The organism is Chitinophaga ginsengisoli, from assembly GCF_003014595.1.
Lineage (GTDB): Bacteria > Bacteroidota > Bacteroidia > Chitinophagales > Chitinophagaceae > Chitinophaga > Chitinophaga ginsengisoli.
In genome coordinates this window covers 20,542-44,746 of record NZ_PYGK01000022.1, presented here as the reverse complement: position 1 = coordinate 44,746, position 24,205 = coordinate 20,542, and the positions used below count along the sequence as shown (strand labels likewise).

Genomic DNA, 24,205 nt, shown 5'->3' with positions numbered 1-24,205 from the left:
AATTATGTTATTTCTGCAAAATCTCACGTATACCCATCCCAACAAAGATTTATTATTCGACAATATCAATCTGACTATTAACAGGCAAGATAAGATTGCACTTATTGGCAATAATGGCGCAGGTAAATCTACCCTGCTGAAAATTATGGCTGGTGTGCTGCAGCCATCAGGCGGCGCTATGCAGGTCGATACTGTACCATATTACATACCACAGCTTTTTGGTCAGTACAACGATATTACCGTTGCACAGGCCTTGCAGATTGAGAAAAGATTAAAAGCGCTGCACGAGATTCTAGATGGTAATGTAACAGAAGAGAATCTAACGGTGTTAAATGATGATTGGACCATTGAGGAGAGAAGTATGGACGCGCTGATCCATTGGGGGCTGGAAGCGCTGGACCTTCACCGGAAGATGGATACGCTTAGCGGCGGACAGAAAACGAAGGTTTTTCTGGCAGGGATTGCCATTCATCAGCCCGAAATAGTCTTGTTAGACGAACCGAGTAATCATCTCGACAGAGCAGGCAGAGAACTGTTGTATGAGTTCATTGCGTCTGCTTCCTGTACTTTGATTGTAGTCAGTCATGACAGGAAATTGTTAAACCTGCTGGATACTGTTTGTGAATTAAGCAAACGTGGCATCACTGTTTACGGCGGCAATTATGATTTCTACCGGGAACAGAAAATGATCGAAAGTAATGCACTGGACCAGGATATCAGAAGTAAGGAAAAAGCATTAAGGAAAGCCAGAGAGACAGAGCGGGAAACGGCGGAAAAGCAGCAGAAGCTGGACGCCCGCGGTAAGAAAAAGCAGGAGAAAGCAGGACTACCCACTATATCTATGAATACCTTCAGGAATAATGCAGAGAAGAGTACTGCACGTATGAAGGGCGTTCATGCAGAAAAGGTCGATGCTATTTCCCAGGGTCTGAATGAACTACGAAAGGAGTTGCCTGATATGGATAAAATGAAGTTAGGCTTCGACAATTCTACACTTCATAAGGGAAAGATATTATTTACTGCGAATGATATCAATTATCAGTACGGTGAACACTTACTCTGGAAAGAGCCGCTGACATTTCAGATCACGAGTGGAGAACGGATTGCCTTGAAAGGGTTGAATGGTTCGGGTAAAACAACGCTGATCAATATCATACTGGGGAGTCTGGAACCTACGTCTGGAATAGCCAGCAGGGCTGATAACAGGACGGTGTATATTGACCAGGATTATTCTTTGATCGATAATAATCTACAGGTATATGAACAGGCGCAGCGATTTAATGATGCAGCCTTACAGGAGCATGAGATAAAGACGCGTCTTACGCGTTTCCTGTTTACCAAAGATTATTGGGATAAGCCCTGCAGTGCGCTCAGTGGTGGTGAGAAAATGCGTTTAATGCTTTGCTGTCTGACTATTAGTGATAAAACGCCCGATATTATAGTGCTGGACGAGCCGACTAATAACCTGGATATCCAGAATATAGAGATCCTTACGGTGGCGGTGAATGAGTATAAGGGGACACTTATCGTGGTGTCGCATGATGAGTATTTCCTGGAGCAGATAAATGTGGAGCGGATACTTGAGTTATATTGACGAACTACTTTGCTGCTGCATCGGCGGAATGCCAGTCATGCTTGCAAAAGCGGCACTGGTGTGCCTCCGGTGTCCGGGCGATCAGGTTACATTTAGGACAGAGGTTCAATGGCAATATATCCTTGTGTTCCCGCCAGATCCTTGCTACGACTCTGCGTTTGAATTCTGGAAAGCCATCTGCTATCATATCAAGGATATGTGGTTCATCATTGAACCATCCTCGTTCACGCATTTTTGCAATCATAGCTTCGGATGTATTTGGCGTTTTATAGAGTAGTACCTTATGGGCCATGAATTCGTCCTGCGTCATGTATTCTTTACAATATTCATAAATATAGTCTTCGAGTTCGCGATATAATATCATATTCATGTCAATTTCACACTTTATTAAAATATGCACTAAATCCTAATATTCCTACCGGATATCATGTGAAAAAAGTATATATCCCACAATATAGTGCAAAAGCCGGCTTTTCCCTTTCGAAAGGGGAGCCGTTTGGTCATGAAAGATCGTTTCAGTCACCCTTTTTCCTTATGGCTGAGGTTGATTACCAATTGCTTGTGTTTTCCTATATTTGGAAACGATTGCAAACAGATATTCTTATACCTGGGACAATGAAAAATACATATCGCTTTAGAGCCAACAACAAGCAGGATGTCTTGAAGTTACAGCGCATTCTGGGAGGTGATTATGAGATATCACCCGTTAAAGAAGGATCTTCCGCAGTGGAAGTGCATTTGGAATCTCCATTCACTATTGAGGAAATTATCCGGTTTATTGAGTCATTACCGAATAGTAATGTAATGTACCAGACGATTGATCATGAGGAGAAGTACACGGGGAAATTAAACCTGGCACGCTACAGGAATATTAACAATTGACGCAGCCGTTTAAGCTAAAACGGTTTATCTGTTCTTATGCCCATTATACAGTGGCTATATGCTGAATGGGTTATCAAGGCAGATAGGGCTTTCTTTATGCATAGTTTTATGCCCTCGCAGCGTAAATCGCGGCAGAAGTGAGCATATTTTGAGGTCAATAAATCAAAGAACTTTTGGTTTTCCGAATTCGATCTTCCGTAATCTGAAATCTGAATTCGCTCGTGGTTCGGTAGAGGTTCGGTAGAGGCTATATCCTATAGGCTCTCCAGTCCTACATTACAGGCACTTTTCTATAGCGATCGCTATAGGAAGTGCCTATAATGCTATAGTAGAGCGCCTATAGGATATAGCCTTCACTGAACTTCGGGTATACCTTGAGCGAATACATACCTTTTCAAAAGCCTTTCCCAGCTAGAATTATCATGTTAAATTGTCGGAATTGTCCCACCATCGATGACATATTCCGTACCTGTAAGATAACCGGCCCTTGGTGAAACAAGGAATCCCACCAATTCTGCCACTTCTTCCGGCTTCGCCGGCCGGCCGATTGGTATACCACCCAATGCATCCATTACACTTTGTGCAGCTTGTTCTACGGAGGTATTGGAGCTTTCAGCAATACGTTCCATCATTCTGTTGGCTGCAGTGGTCATTATCCATCCAGGAGATACTGTTAATACGCGGACACCTTTGGGAGAAATCTCATTTGATAAACTTTTACTATAATTGATAAGCCCGGCTTTAGCTGCCGCATAGGGTAAAGTAGCATCATACAAGGGCAGTTTGCCCTGAATAGAAGCGATGTGGATGATAACCCCTGTTCCTCTTTCTATCATACCAGGTGCAAATCCCCTATCCAGCCTCACAGGCGCCAGCAAATTTGCCTGAAAGGTATTTATCCAGTCCTGGTCTGTTAGTGCCTTAAAACCGCCGCCAGGGGTTTCAGAGCCGCCTAGATTATTTACCAGGATATCAAGTTTGCTGAACCTGTTTAAAACCTCACTAACCACCTTTTGTGTGCCTTCAGCAGTGCTGAGGTCTGCGGAAATGAAATAGAGCCTCTTATTTGCCTCTTCCGGCTGATTCCTTGCCGTAATGATGACAGTCGCTCCTGCCTGTGATAAACGGTCGGCAATGGCTTTCCCTGCTCCTTTTGTACCGCCGGTGACAAGTGCTATTTTACCCTGAAGTTCATCGTTGAAACTGAATTGCTGTTCCATGTGTCGAATAATTTTAAACACAAAGTTGAAACTCGCGCCAGTCTCTGACAAGTACGGAAAACCGAATTGCATAGGGAGAAATTCTTCCCATATTGTCACATTTACCGCATTGGGCTAATTTTGCTATCATGTATGAAAGAAAAATTTCTCCGAACCTGCATTGCGGGCTGGATCTCGTAGCCGAAGTGTTATACGGCAAGTGGAAGATCCGTTTGTTGTGGTTTATCAACGAAGGATATCAACGCCCGAGTGAACTGCAACGGAAGATCCCTGATGCATCCAGAAGAGTGCTTAATATCCAGTTGAATGAACTGGAGGCGCATGAGTTGATATCAAAAGTGATATATCCTCAGGCGCCGCCAAAGGTTGAATACAGTTTAACTGAGTTTGGTAAAAGTCTGATACCGGTTATTACTGCGTTAGGCAATTGGGGAGACGGGAATGCAGAACGGTTGAGAGAGGTGATTGCGAAACGGCTTGAACAAAATCAGGATTGCTCCAGATAATGCGCCACTTCAATAAACAATTCCCCAAAATAAAAATAGAAACCAAAGCTATTCCTTATTTTCTGCGGCTCCCGCTCAAGCTGTATCCCACCGGCTTTTAGCTTTGAAAAAAGTTCATTCACTTTTTCACTACTATCCAATATAAACCCAAGATGAAATGCATCAGGATAGGTTGTATTATCAGTCTTGCTCATTTTCGAAGACATCAATACAAGGATGAAATCAGCCGGGTTTCTCAATACGGCAATCATATTATCTCCTTTGGTCTCCAGGCATTTGAAATCAAAATAGGATTCAAAGAAGGTAATTGTTTCCGCGACATTGGACACGGGTAAGTTGAGGTGGTTAATCGTCATTGCTCTAAAGGTTAATGTGTTAATAATAAATGAATGTTCGTTCTTTAATGAGGTCAAAAAATTTTAAGGATTTAGGGATTTTATTACTAAGGTGAACACCTGTTTCAGTTTTTGCTCTGTCAGGGTAAATGCTTTACCCGCTATATTGCGTTGGTCAAAATGAAACTTTACCAGGGTATAAAACGGACCATAGGCAATCGCCCAATACTGATCAACAGGTAGATCAACAAGCTCTCCTTTCTTAACAGCATTGTCAACAAAGTCGTTCATGATCTTTCTGAAAACACTGGGTTTTATATCCTTGTGATTAATGAGCGGAGAGTTGCGGAATTGCTCAGCAAACTGATACTCCAGGGGATTCTGACAGATATTCCTGAAACGGTTCTTCCATTGTAACCACAGCCCGTCCTCAAATGGCATATCAGGGGAAAAATTGGTCAGGGCGTCTCTCTCGAATTTCTCCCAGACGCTCAGATAAAGCTGGTTCAGCAAATCCTCACGGTTTTTGAAATAGATGTAAATGGTTGAGGCCGAGATATTAGCCTCTTTGGCCAGTTTCTGCATACTCAGCCCATCAAACCCTTCCTTTACAATCATCTCAATCGCTTTTTCCCGGATGATCAGTTCCTTGTTTTCATCTTTAACTCTCATGATGCAAATATAAACGAATATTCGTTCTTTTTAGAATTATTTTACAATTAACTGTTGATTAAGCGGGTTATTAACCTCTCTATTAAGCGTCTGCCTATTAAATTGTAGTCAACCAAACTCCACGTATATGCGGAAAATATTGTTACAATTCCTATTGATGGCAGCTCCATGCTGCAGCCCTTTATTTTCGTTGGCCCAGGTGGCGCCTGCCGCCCAATCTGTTACAGGCAAGGTGATCTGCGGTTATCAGGCCTGGTTCAATGCTTTTGGAGATGGTTCACCAGTGGCCCGCTGGCGGCACTGGTCGGCCGGACAGTACCAGACCAACAACGGCGCTCCTGCTCCGGGTGCCATTACCTTTGAGGCATACCCCGACGTGACCGAATATGGTGCAGGTCAGTTGTTTCAAACGAATCTTGGCAATCTGAATAATGGACAGTCTTCGAAGTTGTTCTCCTCCTGGTTTCCGGAAGTGATTGACCGTCATTGCAAGTGGATGCAGGACAACGGTATTGACGGCGTAGCCCTGCAACGTTTCCTGGGAGAGACCCGGGATGGCGTATTCCGGACCAACCGCGATAGCGTAACCACCCGCCTGCGTCGGGCCGCTGAGAAATACCAGCGCATTTTCTATATCATGTACGATATGAGCGCAGATGATACTGCTTATTTAAAGAGTGACTGGTTACATATCGAGAACGACCTGCAGGTGGTCAATTCACCTTATTATGCCCATCAGAACGGTAAACCTGTGATCTGTATCTGGGGCTTTGGCCTGACCGGCCGTACGAATTCCCCAGCCAACAGCCTGGCTATCATCAACTGGTTAAAAGGAAAAGGCTACTATGTAATCGGAGGTGTACCGACCCACTGGCTCACCGGTACTGACGATTCCTATGCCGGCTATGGTGCGGTATATGATGCATTTGATATGATCTCTCCGTGGTCGGTAGGTCGTTTTAAGGATCTTACCGGTGCAGATAATTTCAAGAATAACCAGCTGGTACCTGATCTGGCTTATTGTAATTCACACAATATCGATTATCAGCCAGTGATCTTCTCCGGCTTTGCCTGGAGCAACTGGAACGGTGGACCGGTCAATGAAATTCCCCGTAATAAAGGTGAGTTCTTCTGGCGGCAGCTATACAACATCAAGAACCTGGGAATGAACACGGCTTATATCGCGATGTTTGATGAATATGATGAAGGTACCAATATCATGAAGATGGCCGACAGCTATTTTGCATTGCCCAATAACCAGTACTTCCTGACCAGCAGTGCTGATGGTACTTATATCGGTTCCGACTTTTACCTGCGCCTTGCCGGCAGGGCCACACAGGTACTGAAAGGTACCCAACCGCTGACCACCAATGTAACTATTCCTTATTCAGTGGCGCCCCTCTGGTTCCGTACAAGCGTGGAAACCGGATATGATGCCATGTTAAGCTGGACAAACAGCGCCGACCCAAGTTCTGTTCCGCAGAATGTGAGCACTCCCCTATGTGGTGTAGTGAGCGGAGAAACCAGTCATACCGGCCCTTCATCCATACGGGTAAGTGGCACAGACAATTCAGCTACCAGCTCCTACTATTACTTTCGGGCATTTGATGTGAACATCCCGGTGAATGCGGCTACGAAACTGAGCTTCTGGACCTATCCTACCAATAACCTTTCCCGCTATGTTACAGTCGACCTGGTAATGACAGACGGTACTACCCTACGCGATATAGGCGCTACCGACCAGAACGGGATTTCCATGCATCCCGGTGCAGGCCATGGAGTGGCAAATAACTGGCGCCGCATCTTCTGTAATATTGGTAACTGGCTCAATGGAAAGACCGTTGACCGGATCATGATTGCTTATGATCATGGAGTGGAAACCGGCAATTTTAAAACTTATATAGAAGATATTATCATCAGTGATACGATCACTGTAAACAGTGCGTTGAAACTGCCAGGTGTAGCGGAACATATTGCTCCAGCACCGATAGATGAAAACAAGTTGTCCGGTTTGTTGCAGGTATATCCACAGCCCGCTATTAATACGGCTATCCTGAAATTCAGAAATGGCTGGAAAGGAAATGGACTGGTGACCATCCTCCATGTGAATGGATCTGCCGCTGGCCAGCGGATGATCAATATTGAAGGAGGAAGGGCAAGTCTGCCGGTAGATGACCTGCATTCCGGCATGTATTTTTTGAAGGTTGAACAGCAGGGAAATAGTGTAACGCAGAAGTTAGTAGTGGCACATTAAGAACCGATGATAAGGAAGTCTGTACACATATGGCGCACAGACTTCCTTATTTAAAAGTTCCTTAACATCATTCCATATTGATCAATCAATGGACCCATGTTATTATTCTTTGAGAGGCCAAGCCCGGTTTCAGCAATTTCCTGCGAAAAGAACCTCCAGTGAAATACATACAGTGTATATGGGCCTAATTTGTCGGCCAGGGCACGTTTCAGGTTGTCGTATATTACCACATAAGGCTCTGGCACATTCGTGTTTTCAATAGGCTGCATTACCTTATCTCCTGTATCAAAAATGACTGATTTTACTCCTCCGGATTCGCAGTATAAAGTATGCCCTCCTTCATCAAAAAATTTCACGCCATTGAAGATGCTGAACAGCTTATTTAATTGTTTTGCAGTTGCATCCAGGTAACTATCCAGAAAAGTATACCTTTCAAAAAGATGACTGTATATATGATCGGATGCACTGATGGTTAGCTGACTATCTTTTGCATGAACAATAGCTGCGAGCTCGGCATAGCGCTGGTCGCCGAGTATATCAGTATGTTTTGAAGCAATTTTCTTAAAGTTAAATTTTTCGGGGATGCTGTCTATGAAAGAAAGCACCCAGTAAAGGCTATCATCCTCAATGACCCCATTCGTCTTCTTAAACCCAATGAAACAATAGAAATAATGGTATAAACTTTCTATGGCGACGGGCACATAGTCACGTAAAAAAGGTCGCGTCTCAATCAACTTCCGTACAGTTTCCAGTTCACTACTGAGCGTGACGTCTGGTTTCTTTTCTGTATTCAGTGCTGTAATAGCTGCCTCATTCAGGAGGTAGAAGTCCCCGAAGTTGTATGCTTTTAATAAGCACAGTTTGTCTTTCAATAGTCCTTCCCAGGATTCAGTAAAGGCTTTGGGTAGCGTCGTATTAAAGACTTTTTCAATCATTTTAAGAGATGTCATAGGGCAGGGTATGGATTTTTTAAAATCTGGCCACAAAATAAGAAGCTTGTGCATAATCTCAAATTCTACCCAAACATGACACGGCTATTGTTGAAAGAAAATGATAGTACAAGTAAAAAAGGATAAATTTGTCTTTTATTGACAACTTTACTAATTTTGATATCGCTATGGGGTCAAGGAAGTCAGGAATGAGAAATGAGCAGCTGGCGCCGTTATCTGCGGGCCATGAATCCGGTTGGTGGCGGCGGATGATAAGAGGTCTTACCCAACGAATGGCGAATACCAGTCTGTCATTCTGGATAAAAATAGCTTTGGTAAATCTGGCGGTAGTAGCTTTCCTGGGACTGATACTGCGGAGTAAAATCCTTTTTGACATTCCTTTCTTTGATTTCAAGTACCTGCTGCATGCGCACTCGCATTTTGCTTTTGGAGGTTGGATTACAATTGCGCTGTTGTCGTTGATGACGTATCTCATTTTACCTCCGGAACGGGTAGGAAAGGCGGTATATAAATGGATGCTGGCCGCTATTCTAATCAACTCTTATGGTATGTTGTTCACCTTTCCGTTTCAGGGATATGGGTTGTACAGTATTACGTTTTCAACCCTGTTTATTTTTTCCTCTTACGCATTCACTATCGTCTTTATTAGAGATATCTGGAAGTCTGCTGTGAACAATTCTGTAAAGGTGCTCTCCATTGGGGCTGTTATATATATGTCCCTTTCTTCTGCGGGGGCTTTTACATTAGCATACCTGATGGCAACAAAATCACAGCAGGCATATTTGTACCGGGATGCTATTTATAGTTACCTACACCTGCAATACTGTGGCTTCTTTTCTTTGTCTGTCTTCGCCCTGCTGTTACATTATCTGAAGATAGATAACAGGTATACAAAGTGGTTTACATGGTCTTTAACCGCCTCTGTATTGCCCTCCATGTTTCTATGTTATCTCTGGCATAACGTTAGTAGCTTATTTCATATCATCGCCCTTGAAGGAAGTATTTTACTGTTGATTACCCTGCTCAGTTTTCTGCTAATGCTTCCGGGTTTGCAGGCAGGCAGCCGGAAAACGAGGCCGCTTACTAAGAAGGTGGCTGGCCTTGCGATGATCGCTTTTGTACTTAAAATGATCTTTCAATCGCTGACCATTATTCCTTCACTTGGTGTACTTTCCTTTTCAAACCGGCCAATCATAATAGGCTTTCTACATCTGGTATTACTGGGATTTGTTTCGCTGTTTATACTTGCTTACCTCATAGAGAACAGGCTGTTCAACTATAACAAGGTAACAGCGATAGCGCTATGGACATTTATAACAGGCATTATCCTGAATGAACTGGTGCTCTTTTCCCAGGGACTCGGATACATCTTCATGATAAGCACTCCAATACTGGACTGGCTCATACTTACCGCTACCGTTTGCCTGTTCCTCGGAGCCTTGGTAATGGCCATTCAGAACAGGCGGAACATATACCGGCGCGTTCCTGTTATTGATACTGATGGTCGCTTAAAGATCCTTCCTGTTAAATATTCTGACTGAAAGTAATAGTGGAACTATAATCCATAGCATAATACAGGCAATAGAGAAAATACTGCCTGTGGCTGAACCCAGAAACTTTTTAAAGAGTGCACCGGAATAACCCATCAATACAGCTACATCCAGATGCAGTAACATCAGTACCCGTGCAAGATCAATAGGATTGAAGGCAATAATACCAACTACTGCCTGATCTATCGGATAATCACTGAAAGAATATATAAATGCAAGCAGGAATCCATCGAACAGTAGGGTAAAGAACAATGCGATGGCAATGGCGATCCCTATTCCCTTCGTTTTATCCCGGAATTTTACAAAGATCAGCAGGGCAAGTGAGGAGAATACAAAAGTAAGCAGTATACCTATCAGCGTCAGAATGAATGATTCGATACCTGATACAAGCAGCAACAGTGGGATTCCAATGCCAACAGCATAAGCGGTAGACAAGGACACTGTCAGTGCTGAATACTCGGCCAGGAGCACCTTATTTCGTTTAATGGGTTGAGATAACAGTAGTTCAGTAAATTCGATAGCATTAAAAAAATAGATAGTAGAAAACAGGATCGTAATAAGCGGGACGAATAGCAGGGTGATATTCAGTAAGCTTAATAACCCCTTTGTTGGATTATCGTCAATCCCTAAAACGCTCACTGCTAGTACGGCTAGGATAATGGTATAAAATAGTATGACCCTGTTTCGCAACAGATCGAGCAGAACGTATTTGATAATTGTTTTCATTACTGTATAGTTTTAGCAACGCGTGATTCATTTTTCATGATATGTGCAATCACCTTGTTTAGTTTTTCTTCACCTGTAGCTGCCTGTAACTCTTCAACAGCGCTGTAAAAACGAAGGTCACCATCCTGCAAATAGATAATGTGACTGGCAATGCCTTCGAGGTCGCTCAGCACGTGAGATGTGATCAGTATGAGTTTACCTGCTTCCCGCTCCTTCAGGATCTTCTCCTTGAGCAGTTCACTTGACACAGGGTCGAGGCCTGCAGTAGGTTCGTCGAGGATATACACACTGGGAGAAAACAGGAAAGCCAGTGAAGCACTTACCTTCTGCCTTGTTCCTCCCGAGAGGCTGCGCATTGTTTTATTACCGAGCTTATTTAACTGAAATCCACGGATCAGTTCCTCATCATAGTCGTGTGTGTCTTTCCTCATTTCCTTTATCAAGGCAAATACCTGGTCGATGGTCATGTTATCAGGATAGTGCCCTATCTGCGGCATATACCCGATCAATGAGCGATAAGACCAGTCACGCTTTACCGACTGACCGTTGATGGTGATATTACCTTTTTCAGGTATTACAAGGCCGAGGATAGATTTTATCAGCGTGGTTTTACCTGATCCATTTGGCCCAAGTAGTGAAATAGCCTGCCCCTGCCGCATATGGACATTGATATCTTTCAGTGCAGCAAATTTGCCGAAAGACTTGCTGAGATGTTCGATCTTAATCATAATTTCCACTTTTTCATTCTTGGTGTATCATCTTTGAGTTGATCTGGGATGATGCTTGGCATTACTTTCTCCACCTGTTCCATGATGCCTGTCAGAAAACTCCTGTACAGGATCATTGCTGTTGGCACACGTTCGGAAACGACGGAGTAAACGCTTACCGGGTAATAAGGTACATCGCCGGTTCCATTTTTATCCAGGTCATAACCATCATATTTATCCCAGAAGTTTTCACTGAAGTGATTTAACATAGTGGTGCCATTCGTGGCCACATCAAATGAATTGCCGGTGAAATTATTCCTGGTGAAATTACTCCCGGAGCAACTTGCCATTACTTTAATACCCCAGCCATTTTCATTGAATTGGTTGTCGCCGACTGCAATGTTGGTGGTGCTCTCCATGTATAAGCCAACCGTGTTCTTCAGGAACTGGTTGTGGTTGATCTTACTGTCTGCGATTTCCTTTAGTAAGATCCCATAGGCCGCATCACCCCAATTGTGCAGGAAGATATTACCGGTCATGGTTACTCCTTTAGAGTACATAACAGCCACTCCCGAACCATTATCAGAGAAGCGGTTGTTGGTATAGGTATCATTATGGGAGAACATGAAATGTAGTCCATAACGCACATTGGCGTGCGACACATTCCCTGTAATAGCAGAAGTAGTAACAAACTCAAAGTAAATACCGTCACGATGTCCTGATACGTCATTACCTGTAATTATCAGGTCATGGCATTTCCATGCGTGAATGCCGTTACCGCTGTTCAGTTCATCTTCTGAGTTGGCTTGAATGATATTGTTCTGTACAACGGTAAAGCCAGCGTTTTGTAAATAAATACCGTAGGTATTGTTAAATGCCTTGTTGTTACGAACGATGACATGATTGGCATTCTGTACCCTGATGGCTGCCATGTCTGTCATACTGGAGCGGCCTGTGTTTTGCACCTGGAGTCCTTGTAGTATGACAGAGTCAGCTGTAATGAAAATAATCTGCGATGTATGTTCTCCGTCAATCACAGGATAGTGCACACCAATTACCACGAGCTTTTTATTGATAAGAATATCATGTTCCTTATATACACCTGGCTGCAGCAAGAGCGTATCATTCCGCTTCGCTGCGTTAATAGCCTTCTGAAAGCTATTTCGGCCGGGATACACCTTTATGGATTTTGCCCAGGATAACCCAGGCAGGAACATTAGTAATACTATAATCAGCTTGTAAGGCAACATAACTGCTATTTTAGATCGTGCCATGCCATTGTTTGAGCATCGTTTACTGAATGTTGAATATGTGCTGCGCTTTCCGCTGTTTCGACAGCAATGAGTCCTCCATTCATCGGGCTTTTGAATACGTCTGCTTTTAACAGGATCGCCTTTTTAGCATCGATGAATTTGTCTGGTTCATTAAAGGCAGCAACAAAAAGTAGTAACTCATTCTCTTGCAGCGATTGTTCATGGGCAAATTTTCTCATGCATATCAGATCATCAAATTTGTATGTCTTTCCTTTTTTATCTACGATTTCGCAGGCGAATTTTTTATCCATGATCATCATCCTGCAATGAGCGCAGGCCTCTTTCCCATAGTCGATTGGCTGGAAGCTGCGCTTACAGGAAGTAAGGAGCAGTGTAGAGAAGAGCGTCGTTAAAAACAATAATCTGTTCATGGTCGTATAGATTTTCTACTTTGATAATAACAGCCTGCCAAGAGCAATACACCGGCAAGGATAAAGCACCATCCGCCAATATGTGGCTGAGACAGGGCTTCAAAGTTCAACATCTTCTTATACCCTAAAAGTGGTGGTTGGTACGCCATGCCGGGCACTTTTATAGGTGCATTGGGATCGAGGTTGTGGCCGTAGTCATATTCCCATTTATAGAAGTCATAGAATGAAAGCAGTCCGAGTATCAGGAAAAGAATAGTCCACAGGTAATAGGCAATTTTCCGGTTAAGCAGCAATACCACTACTCCCAATCCTATGAAAGAAAGAATGGCTACCGGCAGATAGACGAATTCACGGAAGTCCTGTTTGTGAATGGTCTTCATCCCGATATAGTGATTCAGGCCATTAATGATATCCACATCTCCTGTAATATTATTGATCCAGATCTTCATAGAAAGTCCTCCGGGATACTGAGGTGCCCGCAGGTCGATCTGCCACATAGGAAATACCCATAGGGAGGCGAGAAAGAGCATTACCAGGATGATATTCACTTTCCCTAATGCGGTTAATTTTTTCATACATCAAAAGATAAATAATGGCAGTACACAGGTACTGCCATTAGTAAAGGAACAGGTTTATTTTTGTGCAGTTAGTGTACTTGCTGTATCGGTGGCATTTGTACCAAATTTCAGCGGTACATTGCTTCCTTTAGCAGAAACTCTCAGGTAACCCTGCATTTCCTGATGCAGTGCAGAACAGAAGTCTGTACAGTAGAAAGGATAAATACCCTGTTTATCCGGAACAAATTTCAGCGTGGATGTCTCACCAGGCATGATCAGTAATTCAGCATTCGGATTGTTCTTAATGGCAAAGCCATGTGGAACATCCCAGTCCTGTTCAAGATTGGTTACATGGAAATAGATCTCGTCACCGACAAACACTCCTTCGATATTATCAGGTGTTAAGTGGGACCGGATAGCGGTCATGTAAATATCAACCCTATTGCCCTGGCGGATCACTTTTGTATTCTTTTCACCGAGTGATATGAACGGATGTTTGTTCTGCATGATGTCGTAGAACTTCGTGCTCTTATCCTTTATCTTCGCAGCAGGTAGCGCCTGTGCGTAGTGTGGTTCGCCAAAGGTTGGGAAGTCCAGTAGCAGCTTTAATTTTTCACCTTCAATGGAGTAGAGTTGTGCAGATTGCGCCAGTTCGGGTCCTGTTGGCAGGAAGCGGTCTTTAGTGATCTTGTTATACGCAACAAGGTATTTACCGTAAGGTTTCTTTGTGTCCCCACCTGGTACCATCAGGTGACCTACAGAATAGAAAGTAGGTGATCTGTCGATTACCTTCAAATCTTTAATATTCCATTTCACCACTTCAGATGAAATAAAGAAGGAGGTATAAGCATTGCCTTCTGCATCAAACTCGGTATGTAATGGGCCTAAGCCGGGCTTTTTCACTTCGCCGTACAGTGCTTCTTCGTATTTAACTACAGGGATACCATAGTAGTCGCCTTCATATTTTTTGTTCTGAATGGCCGTCTGCAGTTTGGTGAAGGAGAACACAGGGATCAATGCCGCCAGCTTTCCGCTGCCCACTATGTATTCACCGGTAGGATCTATGTCACATCCGTGTGGAGATTTAGGACATGGGATCATATACAGCATGTCAGGACAATCTTTTGGATCGAGCACCAGTACATCTTTCTGTAGTGTAGAAATGGTGTTTTGTGTATGCTCGTCGAATGTGTTATGTATGTATCCAGCAGGCATTTTCTTTCCTTTGCCTGCATGGGCATATTCTTCCGCCTTTTTCCAGTTCACGGCTACAATGAAGTCCTTGTCTTTCTGTGAAGCGTTTACCTCCAGCAGTGTGTTGGCTTGTTCAGTGTTATAGGTGGAGAAGAAGAACCAGTCGTGAGAAGGGCCTTTACCCGCGTGACTCAGGTCAAGGTTCATACCTGGCAGCATGATCTGGAAAGCGATATCCATATTGCCGGTATTTTTATCTACGCTTACGAAAGTGGCGGTACTTTTGAAGTTTTGCTTGAAGGAATTAATAGGAACATCTTCGTTGCCCATAGGTACGGCAAATCGGGTACCGGCTACCACATATTCTGTATTCTCGGTAATGAAGGGAGAAGAGTGGTTACCTGCACTGTTCGGAATTTCCAGGATCTCCATTGTCTTAAAGGTTGTGAGATCGATACGGGCAATGCGGGGTGTGTTGTTGGCATTCGCGAACAACCAGCGACCGTCATGTTCTCCGTTGGTCTGAGACAACTCCAGGTGGTGCTGATCATCCCAGGGAACATAACCGGCGGTTGTTTTCAACATATCTTTTGTTTCTTCGCTATATCCGTATCCATTCTCCGGATTCAGCGAGAATACGGGGATCATTTTTAATAACCTGCCGGAGGGCAGGCCATATACTGTCACCTGGCCATTAAAACCGCCGGAGACGAAATTGTAAAACTCATCATACTTGCCGGGCGCCACGTATACTTTGGATGCGGCATCACCACTTACGGCTGATTCAGTATTCTTCATTTTACAACTTTGCATGCTACCTAAAACGGCGCAGCTAATCAAAAGAAAAGAAAGCCTTTTCATAAAGTTTGTTTATATAATTGAGAGAAACATTCAATTAATTTTTACCATCGGTTTTACGCATGAACTCAAGTATGGCGCGTGCGTCTTCATCTTTTAAGTTCTGATTCGGCATTCTGACCATACAGATTTCGAGCATCGCCTGTGCTTCAGCATCTTTGTTCAGCATCTCCTCAGTGTTGGTGATGAAATTCATGATCCACTCAGGTGTTCTGCGATCGGTTACTCCTTTCCAGCCGGGACCTACCAGTTTTTCGGCTGTCGTTTTGTGACAGGAGGCGCATTTTACGTCGTAGGTCTGTTGTCCTGCGGCGACCATTTTTTCATCCAGGGGATGTGTCAATTGAACATTCGTAAATTTTCCGACGCCTTTTGGATCTCCCGCGGGCACAGGTGCTGGTGTAGCTGCTGATGCCGGTTCTGCCTGAGATGTTTCAGCCGTTTCATTCGAAGGCGATTTTTGTTCGGAGCTCCCGCAGCTGTAAAGCACCACGGATATTGCACAAAAGGCAATACAGAAGAGTTTAAGTTTCATAAAGGAAAGATTTTTGGTGAATCAAGAACTTCACAGTACAAAAGTCGGGGCGCTCGCCTTACTGTTATATGATTTGAATCATGTTATATTGTGAAAAGTGTCAACTCTATAGTGTATAATGCATGATACTGATCATACTGTTATCAAAGGGGTATAGGTACCTTTATTTTACTGCTTTATTTTCCTGAAATGAAAAAGGGGCAAGTCGCGGTTACAATTTGAGGAAGAAATGTGGGTCTTAGAGGGCTTTAAGCAATAAGGAGCAATCAATTTAACCTTGACGCGAGAAGGCAACGGAGCTAGACAAATAAAGCAACCGTTATTCAAACTAAAAAGCCTCCAGATCTTTCGATTGAAGGCTTCTTAGTTTGAATAAGCGTGACAAGTTTACCAGATCTTGATCCGCTTATCTTCTTCCTGGTACATCTTCTCTCCAGGTTTTACATTAAAAGCTGTGTAAAAAGCCGGAGTATTCATCAATGGACCATTTACACGCCATATGGGTGGAGAATGAGGATCGTTATTAACCCAGTAACGCAGGTATTCGTCTTTCATTTTCACCCGCCAGATCCTGGCTATTGAGAAGAAAAATCGCTGATCGGGTGTAAAGCCGCCGATCCTCGTTGTATCCTGACCTTGTTTAGTCATTTTAAAAGCATCATATGCTACAGCAATCCCGCTGAGATCCGCCGTGTTTTCTCCTACTGTCAGCGCACCTTTTATATGAATGCTATCCAGTACGGTGAACTTACTATACAGGTCAATAACCTGTTGTGTTTTAGCCTTAAATTTCTCATAATCCTGAGACGTCCACCAGCTTTTTACGTTACCGTTTTTATCAAACTGGGCACCCTGGTCATCAAACGTATGCGTCATTTCATGTCCGATCACCATGCCAATACCACCATAGTTAAGCGCGTCATCAGCATTATTATCAAAGTAAGGAGGCTGTAGAATTCCAGCGGGGAATACAATCTCATTGGCGTAAGGATTGTTATAAGCAGTAACTGTGGACGGTGTAGTGAACCACTCGGTTTTGTCAACCGGCTTCCCAAGTTTGGCCAGGTTATATTGGAAGTTGTTCGCGGCGGCCGATACCACGTTTTCAAAATACTTACTTCTCACAACATTTACATTGTTGTATTCGCGCCACTTATCAGGGTATCCGATCTTCTTGGTGATGGCGAATAATTTCTCCTTAGCTTTTTGTTTGGTGCTGTCACTCATCCAGTCCAGGTGATCCACTCTATTGGAGAACGCTTTCTGCAGGTTATTCACAAGCTCCAGCATCCGTGCTTTGGCTGACTCGGGGAAATATAGCTTCGTATATAACTGTCCCAATGCCATACCAAGATAGGCATCTACTACACCCGACATGGTCTCGCCGCGTGTTTTTTGCATAGCCTGTCCTGTAAGGGCTTTATTATATTCAAAGGAGGCATTTACAAAGGGTTTGCTGAGGTAATCTGCATAACTACTGATGTAATTCACTCTCAGGTAGGTTTTCCAGTCCTCGAGCGGGATTGATTTGAGGAGTGTATTCAATTTGTCATAATAACCTGGTTGGGCTATATCCAGCGAATCCATGGTAGCTCCCAGATGTTGGAAGTAAGTCGTCCAACCTATATTGGGATGCTGCTTATTTAAATCGGCCAGCGCTACTTTATGGAAATTGCTCTTTATATCCCGCAATTCAACATTTGTTTTATGTGATGTTGCCAATTGCTTTTGGATAGTGTAAACAAGTGCTGCATTTTTTTGCGCTAACGTAGTATCGCTTCCAGTCAACGCAAAAAGATCTGTGAGATATTTTTTATATGCTTGCTGTATAGCAACGGTGGTGGTATCGGTCTTAAAGTAATAGTCCCTGTCAGGCATGCCGATACCTGTTTGATAAATATGCCCCATATTTATGCTACTGTTTTCCTGATCGGGAGAGACCTGAAAATCAATAAGGGATACATTTGACAATTTGGTTTCTTCTGCTATGAATGTAAGCATATCAGCAATACTGGTAATGGCATTGATCCGAGATAACCCGGTTTTGAGTGGCTCAAAGCCACGTTGGTTGATAACGTTGGTATCCATTCCAGCAGCAAAGAAATCACCGATTTTTTGTTCAAGGCTGCCAGGGGAATTAGTACTTTTTGATACGCTATCAAGGATGCCCTGTAACTTGAGACGTTGCTGATAGTTCATAAACCGGTATGCACCTACGCCCGACTGACTGGGTGGTATTTGTGCGGTATCATACCATTTTAGATTTACATAATTATAAAAATTATCGCCCGGCTTGATGGTTGAGTCGATACCTTCAATGGCAATAAAGGGTTTCTCGTGTACTCCTGGTTGACAGGCAACAAAAGAAACCAGGAAAACGGATAGTAAGAGCCAGTTTTTCATATAGCTTAGATTCGTTGGGAATGATGGTGAATGGTTAATAAAGATATACAATTCCCAACCCAAATGAAAAAAGGACAAATCATCTCTTGATAATTTGTCCTTTCGATGCGGACTGTGAGTGGTGGTTCTGTAATATGTTGCTTGTGAATGAATTGCGACTTGAGTTGAATGTTTTCTCTATTTGTCTAAATAGTCAGGAGGGTAAACTTCCTGTCCATATTTCTTTGCAATAGCCATAAGTTTTTCTATTGCATCTTTATCGAGGTGCGGGTGTGGTAAGAATTCACCTGGTTTTACCGGCGTACCTATTTCTTCAAAAAAGGCATCTAACCCTGCCGGAACAACCGTGCATAACAGGTGGGCCATGCTATCGCTGACATTTTTAAAACTATGGATGGCGCCACCTTTCGGGATGGTGATGACATCTCCTTTCTGGGCAATGGTCTTCCCTGTTTCCGTTTTAAATTCGACCTCCCCGTCCACTACATAAAATGATTCGTGGAAAGATGCATGAGCGTGGGGGCCGGGGCCGCCACCTGGAGGTACCAGCATATCGATCATTGCAAATTCCCCATTGGTTTGTTCTCCGGAGATAATAATGCGATAGGTATCGCCAACTATGGAAAGATGGCTTCCCTGGTTGTTATTTATTTGCCTTGCGTTGTTTGCCATGTTTTGCTTTTTTGAATGATTAATTTGTTCCCTGATGTTCTTTAATTGTTACCGACTATTTACAGTACAAAGGTCTTTTGAATTGAGGTGGAAAACTTGTATCAAATCACTGTTCTTAATACTATTTGTAACTACTGGAGGTTGCCACTATACATGCCGCCATCAAAATGGGCAGTGTTTGTCTGCGTAATAAATAATACGATGTCACTTGTCTTAAGTGCAGTGAATGCCGGATATGCTGTTCCTATCAATACACTTTCTCCGCTATTGAGGAGCATGTCTCCATTTACCTGTATTTCTCCGTTAAAGATATAAAAGAGAAAGACTGTATTTTCCGCGACTATTTCGGGTAGGAAAGTTTTGCTGCCTGCTTCAAGACGGATATCCATTATCCAGGTATTACTTCTTATTTGCAAAGGGTAATCATCTCCTTTGCCTGCTATTCTTCGCCATTGGTTTATACTGTATATTTCTTGTAATTGATGAAACTGCACCTGCGGTTTTAAGCCCGCTGTTTCCGGCCTGATAAAAATTTGCAGACCCTCCAAAACACCGCCCTCTTCCAGCACCAGTTCTTCGTGGTAAAAATTTGCCCCGGCATTCATCATCATCAGTTTTTGATTCGATATAACGTCTGTCAGGCCTTCCGAGTCCCGGTGCTGTACGCTGCCGGTCCGTAAATAGGTAAGGATCTCGTCATCCCTGTGTGGATGCATGGGAATAAGCGTGCCGGCTTTAATCCTGGCATGGTCTATCCTGCCTATTGTAGCCAATCCGGTATCGTTTAGTTGTGGCAAAACAAGCCCCGGATACAATATCTGTATGCCAAAACCGCCATGCTGTTTGCCATACTTTATGGCGGTATCAATCTTTGTTAACATAGTGCTTGAATTATTTATTCAACGACGGCTTAGTTAATTTCTACGACAACTTTACCTATGATGCCTCCGCTTTCAGCGTAACGGTACGCTTCGACGGACTGAGCGAATGGAAAGACCTTGTTTACTTCAATTTGCAATCCGTTGCTGATTGCATTCAGCAGCAGGACCATATTTTTTGAAGTTGGCTGAGAGAGGATTACAGTGTGTTTTTTGCCGGTAAATAAATTTTTGAAGAGTGAGGTAGGAATTTCAATGGGCTGTGGGGTGGGATTTAAGAATAATGATTTGGGCTTCATGATTTGTTTGGCGTTGGCATAACCCATTCTACCTGACAAATCAATAACGATGTCATAAGTTTTCTGCTGAGCAAGTACATTTTCTTTAGTGTAATCAATTACGGCATCTGCTCCCCATTTTTTGGCAAAATTTACTGCTGCAGGGCTGGCAACAGCTGTTACGCTTGCTCCTTTTTGTTTTAATAATTGGAGTAAAAACATGCCAAAACCACCGCTTGCGCCATTTACCAGAATCTGACTGTTTGTATTTATGTTACCCATTTTTTCTAATGCAGTAACAGCGGCGGCGCCAACAATGGGAACAGAAGCGGCCTGGGCGAAAGTGAGAGCTGCTGGTTTCTTCCAGACATGTGTGGCTGGTACGGCAACATACTCGGCTAATGCGCCGTCTTTCATGTTATTCTTTACAACGCCGAAGACTTCGTCTCCTTTTTTGAAATTCGTTACAGAAGGTCCTGCGTCTTCAATAACGCCTGCAAAATCAACTCCGGTATGCCTGGGAAACGTTGAGCCGGACATCAATTTCATTTCGCCTTTCCTGATCTTCCAGTCCATCGGGTTGATAGAAACGGCTTTTACTTTTATCAAAACTTCATGTGCCCGAATAACAGGTTTGGGTTCTTCTACGGTTTGCAAAACGTCTGTATTGCCAAACTTTTGATACGCTATTGCTTTCATGGTGCTATCTTTTAAATTGTTTGTTTGATAGCACAAAGTTGAAAAGAACAGCCCTAATAAACTTGTATCAGATCACTATTGTGTTTTAACGCTTTTGGTGGCATACCGAACATCTCATACATGTACTTGTTCAGTTGAGGCAGGTCATAAAAGCCCGTCTCGTAAGCAATATCTGTGAGGCTCCTGTCTTTTTGGGAAAGTGTAAGATAAATGACCTGGCGAAGCCTTGTCCACAATAAATATTTGGATATGCTGCTGCCGGTTTGTTGTTTGAAAAGTGCAGCCAGACGGGAAGGGGAAAGGAATACCATATCAACAAATGTTTGTGGCGTTATATCCTGCTGAAAATAATTGGCTTTGATGTACTCAACTATTCTTGTTATTCTTTCGTCATAGGAGGCAGTTTGTAGCGTTGAGAGTAGCGCGTCTATGATGGTATATATATCAAAGGTGTCTTTGCCGGTTTGAAAAAACGTATTTGTTTCGGTTGGGGAATGGAAAACAATATGATCCTCGTTTGGGCCAAACCTGCCTGAAAGCTCCAAACCAACATTGGAGTAAGGTTCTATGTTCAGGACGTTTATACTCCCTTTTTCAGCGACACAAAAATGCGGTACCTGTGGTTTGATCAAAAAGCCATGAATGCGTTCACACAACTGGCCGTTTATGGTTGAAGTAAACGGCGTGTCGTTCGATAAAACGATTTGATAAGCTGAATGATGATGAATTTCAACAGTAAGGTTGTGTGCCTTTAGTGCCAGAATAAAAGGATTATTTATTTGTTTTTTCATCTTACTGATTTTCTTATAAAGAAAACTGGTGTCGGTATGTCTAATACCTCTTTAATTTACTGCTTATAAGTAACCTACACAATTTATGCGCTTTTCTATTTTATTTTTAATTCCGTGCGATTGATATTTCCCTCAGATGTAGTGATATTGAGCGTGATACTTTGAAGGCCAGCCTTAAAGCGGAGGCGGCATTTCCGTCACCCCACGCTTATCGTATTCATCAGCAATAGTTTACCAGAATAAGACTTATGATCGCTACAAATAGCAACGCTGCCCGCAGGCTGATCACTTTATCCCAGCGTTGTTGTAACTCTCTGATATTATTCACCAGCCGGCCGAATTTTACGCCATCTACCATGATATTATTCACCGGCTTAGCCACGGTGAGATATATGGTAAGATGTAGCAGCAAGGCTGCTAATGACAGGACGGCCAGTTGTCCCTGGATGGTGTGTAAACCGGTAACAATCACCTGCAATAAGGTCGTGAAGAGGGCCATAACACCGATGAGGGGCATGCGCGCATCTGCCACTGCATGAAAATGGCCCATCACATCGGCGATGGATGCGTCTTTACTTTTGGCAGCGGCTTTTTTACCTACAAGGGCAAAAAATGCATCGGTACCGAAGATAATGGCAGTAGCGACTATCGCTGTACCATTTAAAATATGTAATACTAAAGTGTTCATGATATTAGCTTTTAGGATTTGCTTTAAATAGCAGGATAGTGGTAACCGCCATATACACCGCTGTAATGCCATGGATCAGTAAATGGGTTATATCTTTAGTGCCGTTGACAGCCAGGACAGTAAGGCAATCGGATACGGGGATAATGATGGCTGCGCCAAACACGAAAGCCGTAGCCCGGGGCATGCGGGTGATGAGGAATATGAGCACTACAATACCCGAAAATATATCCTTGATGCCTTTGATCCATCCGTAGGCGATGGCTTCTTTCGTATCGGCCAGCGGAATACCAAATCCCTCGGCGCCGGCACCAGGTGCTAGCATAAACCTTATGCCCAGAAAAATGATACCTATGGCTACCAGAGCAGTGAGCCAGTATGAGGCTGAACGTGGCCCCCAGGAGTTCATTGTTTGAGTTTTCATTTGCTTTAGTTATTTGTTTAAGCAAAGATCGCCCTGTCCGGTTTTCTATTCATTCACCCAGGTTAATTAATACTGCCGGCATTCATATATTCTGCCAGGCTGCTATCTTGTTTTAAAACTTTTGCATAAGGACCTGGACAAATGAAGTATATTTAAGGTCAGGTGCCCAGAAATATATGTCGAAATTGTATCCATGTTCAAAAGGGGAAATTTCAGACAGCAATCATCCGTAGATTATGAAGTTCCATAAACATATACCGGCTTATCCTTTATCTGATTACATTCAGCATATGGTGTATGTTAGTGGATCAACGTCTTCCATCCCATATATCAAGGAGCTGCCGGATAGAGGTGTTAATCTGGTCATTGAACTGCAGGAAAAAAACATCAATACTGCATTCCTCGATGCTGATCTCAAAGAGAAAAGGGTTATGAAAAATGCCTGGATATCAGGTATGCAAACACAGGCTCTTTTGTATCAAAACAAACAGGATTCGAGTATTCTCAGTGTACGCTTTACAACCGGCGGTTTTTACGCACTAACGAAGATCCCAATAACAGCTATTCAGACTGTTTGCCTGGAGGCCGAATTGCTTTTAGGTAATTCCTTTAAAAATTTATACGAAAAGCTTATTAATACTGAAGATGTCCTGCAGTTGTTTGGGCACATTGAGAGTTATTTCCTGCGATACAGCAGCGATCTCCGTTTCGAAGATTCCCTGGTGAAATTTATTGACAGGAATATTGAAAAGCCCATTGATTGGTTAATAACGAAGTCCGGTTATTCCCAAAAACATGTTATACATATCGTCAAGCAACATACTGGTTTTTCAACCAAATACCTGCAAAGGCTCCATAGATTTCAAAAGGTGATCAGGGATATTCAAACCCTTAAGGGAAAGACAGACTGGTTGACACTTGTTAATGAGTATGATTATTATGATCAGGCGCATTTTGTCAAAGAGTTTATCCAGTTTACCGGCATCAAACCAACACAGTATTTACTATCACAAATGGAAATGGAAGAAAATTATCTTGTAGCAGATATGATTCTACAACCTCCTGCTAATCCCTAGATTGTGGATAGGTAAATTTTTTACAATTGGGTTAGGCGGGAGGCCGCTACATTTGTGTAAACAAAAAGATAACCC

At 43.1% G+C, this 24,205-nt stretch carries 25 protein-coding genes; 6 read left to right on the top strand and 19 right to left on the bottom strand.

Annotated features, from left to right (window positions below):
- Window positions 1-4: 4 nt before the first annotated feature.
- On the top strand, window positions 5-1,594 hold the full coding sequence (gene abc-f / locus CLV42_RS31630; RefSeq protein WP_106605949.1) for a ribosomal protection-like ABC-F family protein: 1,590 nt from the start codon (window positions 5-7) through the stop codon (window positions 1,592-1,594).
- 4 nt (window positions 1,595-1,598) lie between these two features.
- Here the strand turns inward: abc-f and CLV42_RS31625 are convergent, their stop codons facing one another.
- On the bottom strand, window positions 1,599-1,964 hold the full coding sequence (locus CLV42_RS31625) for a hypothetical protein (RefSeq protein ID WP_245901789.1): 366 nt from the start codon (window positions 1,962-1,964) through the stop codon (window positions 1,599-1,601).
- Between the two features lie 245 nt (window positions 1,965-2,209).
- Between CLV42_RS31625 and CLV42_RS33775 the strand changes: the two genes are divergently transcribed.
- Window positions 2,210-2,476, top strand: a complete 267-nt coding sequence (locus CLV42_RS33775; RefSeq protein ID WP_146154536.1) for a hypothetical protein — start codon at window positions 2,210-2,212, stop codon at window positions 2,474-2,476.
- Window positions 2,477-2,901: 425 nt separating this feature from the next.
- Here CLV42_RS33775 and CLV42_RS31615 read toward each other — a convergent pair whose 3' ends face one another.
- The gene (locus CLV42_RS31615; RefSeq protein WP_106605947.1) at window positions 2,902-3,696 is read right to left on the bottom strand and encodes an SDR family oxidoreductase; all 795 of its coding nucleotides are present in this window, start codon (window positions 3,694-3,696) and stop codon (window positions 2,902-2,904) included.
- A gap of 128 nt (window positions 3,697-3,824) precedes the next feature.
- On the opposite strand from CLV42_RS31615, the gene CLV42_RS31610 reads away from it, so the two are divergent.
- Window positions 3,825-4,202, top strand: a complete 378-nt coding sequence (locus CLV42_RS31610) for a winged helix-turn-helix transcriptional regulator (protein ID WP_106605946.1) — start codon at window positions 3,825-3,827, stop codon at window positions 4,200-4,202.
- Here the strand turns inward: CLV42_RS31610 and CLV42_RS31605 are convergent.
- Window positions 4,184-4,558, bottom strand: coding sequence for a VOC family protein (locus CLV42_RS31605; RefSeq protein ID WP_106605945.1), 375 nt, complete (start codon window positions 4,556-4,558; stop codon window positions 4,184-4,186). The two genes, CLV42_RS31610 and CLV42_RS31605, sit on opposite strands and share 19 nt — an antisense overlap.
- Before the next feature lie 63 nt (window positions 4,559-4,621).
- Window positions 4,622-5,209, bottom strand: a complete 588-nt coding sequence (locus tag CLV42_RS31600; RefSeq protein ID WP_106605944.1) for a TetR/AcrR family transcriptional regulator — start codon at window positions 5,207-5,209, stop codon at window positions 4,622-4,624.
- 127 nt (window positions 5,210-5,336) lie between these two features.
- On the opposite strand from CLV42_RS31600, the gene CLV42_RS31595 reads away from it, so the two are divergent.
- Window positions 5,337-7,463, top strand: coding sequence for a T9SS type A sorting domain-containing protein (locus CLV42_RS31595; RefSeq protein WP_106605943.1), 2,127 nt, complete (start codon window positions 5,337-5,339; stop codon window positions 7,461-7,463).
- Window positions 7,464-7,513: 50 nt separating this feature from the next.
- Here the strand turns inward: CLV42_RS31595 and CLV42_RS31590 are convergent, their stop codons facing one another.
- A complete protein-coding gene (locus CLV42_RS31590; protein WP_146154535.1) occupies window positions 7,514-8,413 on the bottom strand; it encodes a hypothetical protein in 900 nt (299 codons plus the stop codon).
- A gap of 188 nt (window positions 8,414-8,601) precedes the next feature.
- On the opposite strand from CLV42_RS31590, the gene CLV42_RS31585 reads away from it, so the two are divergent.
- Window positions 8,602-9,954, top strand: a complete 1,353-nt coding sequence (locus CLV42_RS31585) for a hypothetical protein (protein ID WP_146154534.1) — start codon at window positions 8,602-8,604, stop codon at window positions 9,952-9,954.
- Here CLV42_RS31585 and CLV42_RS31580 read toward each other — a convergent pair.
- From CLV42_RS31580 to CLV42_RS31515, 14 genes are all read right to left on the bottom strand, one after another.
- Window positions 9,922-10,689: an ABC transporter permease subunit gene (locus tag CLV42_RS31580; RefSeq protein ID WP_106605940.1), complete on the bottom strand. Its 768-nt coding sequence runs from the start codon at window positions 10,687-10,689 to the stop codon at window positions 9,922-9,924. The genes CLV42_RS31585 and CLV42_RS31580 overlap by 33 nt on opposite strands.
- Window positions 10,689-11,417: an ABC transporter ATP-binding protein gene (locus CLV42_RS31575; RefSeq protein WP_106605939.1), complete on the bottom strand. Its 729-nt coding sequence runs from the start codon at window positions 11,415-11,417 to the stop codon at window positions 10,689-10,691. Before CLV42_RS31575 ends, CLV42_RS31580 begins: the two co-directional genes overlap by 1 nt.
- On the bottom strand, window positions 11,414-12,670 hold the full coding sequence (gene nosD / locus CLV42_RS31570; protein ID WP_245901788.1) for a nitrous oxide reductase family maturation protein NosD: 1,257 nt from the start codon (window positions 12,668-12,670) through the stop codon (window positions 11,414-11,416). Before nosD ends, CLV42_RS31575 begins: the two co-directional genes overlap by 4 nt.
- Window positions 12,652-13,080, bottom strand: coding sequence for a nitrous oxide reductase accessory protein NosL (locus tag CLV42_RS31565; RefSeq protein ID WP_106605937.1), 429 nt, complete (start codon window positions 13,078-13,080; stop codon window positions 12,652-12,654). Before CLV42_RS31565 ends, nosD begins: the two co-directional genes overlap by 19 nt.
- A complete protein-coding gene (locus CLV42_RS31560) occupies window positions 13,077-13,655 on the bottom strand; it encodes a hypothetical protein (protein WP_106605936.1) in 579 nt (192 codons plus the stop codon). Before CLV42_RS31560 ends, CLV42_RS31565 begins: the two co-directional genes overlap by 4 nt.
- A gap of 57 nt (window positions 13,656-13,712) precedes the next feature.
- Window positions 13,713-15,629: a Sec-dependent nitrous-oxide reductase gene (gene nosZ, locus CLV42_RS31555; protein WP_245901787.1), complete on the bottom strand. Its 1,917-nt coding sequence runs from the start codon at window positions 15,627-15,629 to the stop codon at window positions 13,713-13,715.
- A 97-nt stretch (window positions 15,630-15,726) separates the two neighbouring features.
- The gene (locus tag CLV42_RS31550) at window positions 15,727-16,224 is read right to left on the bottom strand and encodes a c-type cytochrome (RefSeq protein ID WP_106605934.1); all 498 of its coding nucleotides are present in this window, start codon (window positions 16,222-16,224) and stop codon (window positions 15,727-15,729) included.
- Window positions 16,225-16,611: 387 nt separating this feature from the next.
- Window positions 16,612-18,627, bottom strand: a complete 2,016-nt coding sequence (locus CLV42_RS31545; protein ID WP_106605933.1) for a M13 family metallopeptidase — start codon at window positions 18,625-18,627, stop codon at window positions 16,612-16,614.
- Between the two features lie 177 nt (window positions 18,628-18,804).
- On the bottom strand, window positions 18,805-19,299 hold the full coding sequence (locus CLV42_RS31540; protein WP_106605932.1) for a cupin domain-containing protein: 495 nt from the start codon (window positions 19,297-19,299) through the stop codon (window positions 18,805-18,807).
- Window positions 19,300-19,430: 131 nt separating this feature from the next.
- Window positions 19,431-20,180, bottom strand: a complete 750-nt coding sequence (locus CLV42_RS31535) for a pirin family protein (RefSeq protein WP_106605931.1) — start codon at window positions 20,178-20,180, stop codon at window positions 19,431-19,433.
- Window positions 20,181-20,209: 29 nt separating this feature from the next.
- The gene (locus tag CLV42_RS31530; protein WP_106605930.1) at window positions 20,210-21,154 is read right to left on the bottom strand and encodes an NADP-dependent oxidoreductase; all 945 of its coding nucleotides are present in this window, start codon (window positions 21,152-21,154) and stop codon (window positions 20,210-20,212) included.
- Between the two features lie 53 nt (window positions 21,155-21,207).
- Entirely contained in the window at window positions 21,208-21,945 is a 738-nt protein-coding gene (locus CLV42_RS31525) for an AraC family transcriptional regulator (RefSeq protein ID WP_106605929.1), read from the bottom strand.
- Window positions 21,946-22,165: 220 nt separating this feature from the next.
- Window positions 22,166-22,633, bottom strand: a complete 468-nt coding sequence (locus CLV42_RS31520) for a DUF1772 domain-containing protein (RefSeq protein WP_170117721.1) — start codon at window positions 22,631-22,633, stop codon at window positions 22,166-22,168.
- Window positions 22,634-22,637: 4 nt separating this feature from the next.
- Window positions 22,638-23,054: a DUF4267 domain-containing protein gene (locus CLV42_RS31515; protein ID WP_106605927.1), complete on the bottom strand. Its 417-nt coding sequence runs from the start codon at window positions 23,052-23,054 to the stop codon at window positions 22,638-22,640.
- 236 nt (window positions 23,055-23,290) lie between these two features.
- On the opposite strand from CLV42_RS31515, the gene CLV42_RS31510 reads away from it, so the two are divergent.
- Window positions 23,291-24,130, top strand: coding sequence for a helix-turn-helix domain-containing protein (locus CLV42_RS31510; RefSeq protein WP_106605926.1), 840 nt, complete (start codon window positions 23,291-23,293; stop codon window positions 24,128-24,130).
- Window positions 24,131-24,205 lie beyond the last annotated feature (75 nt).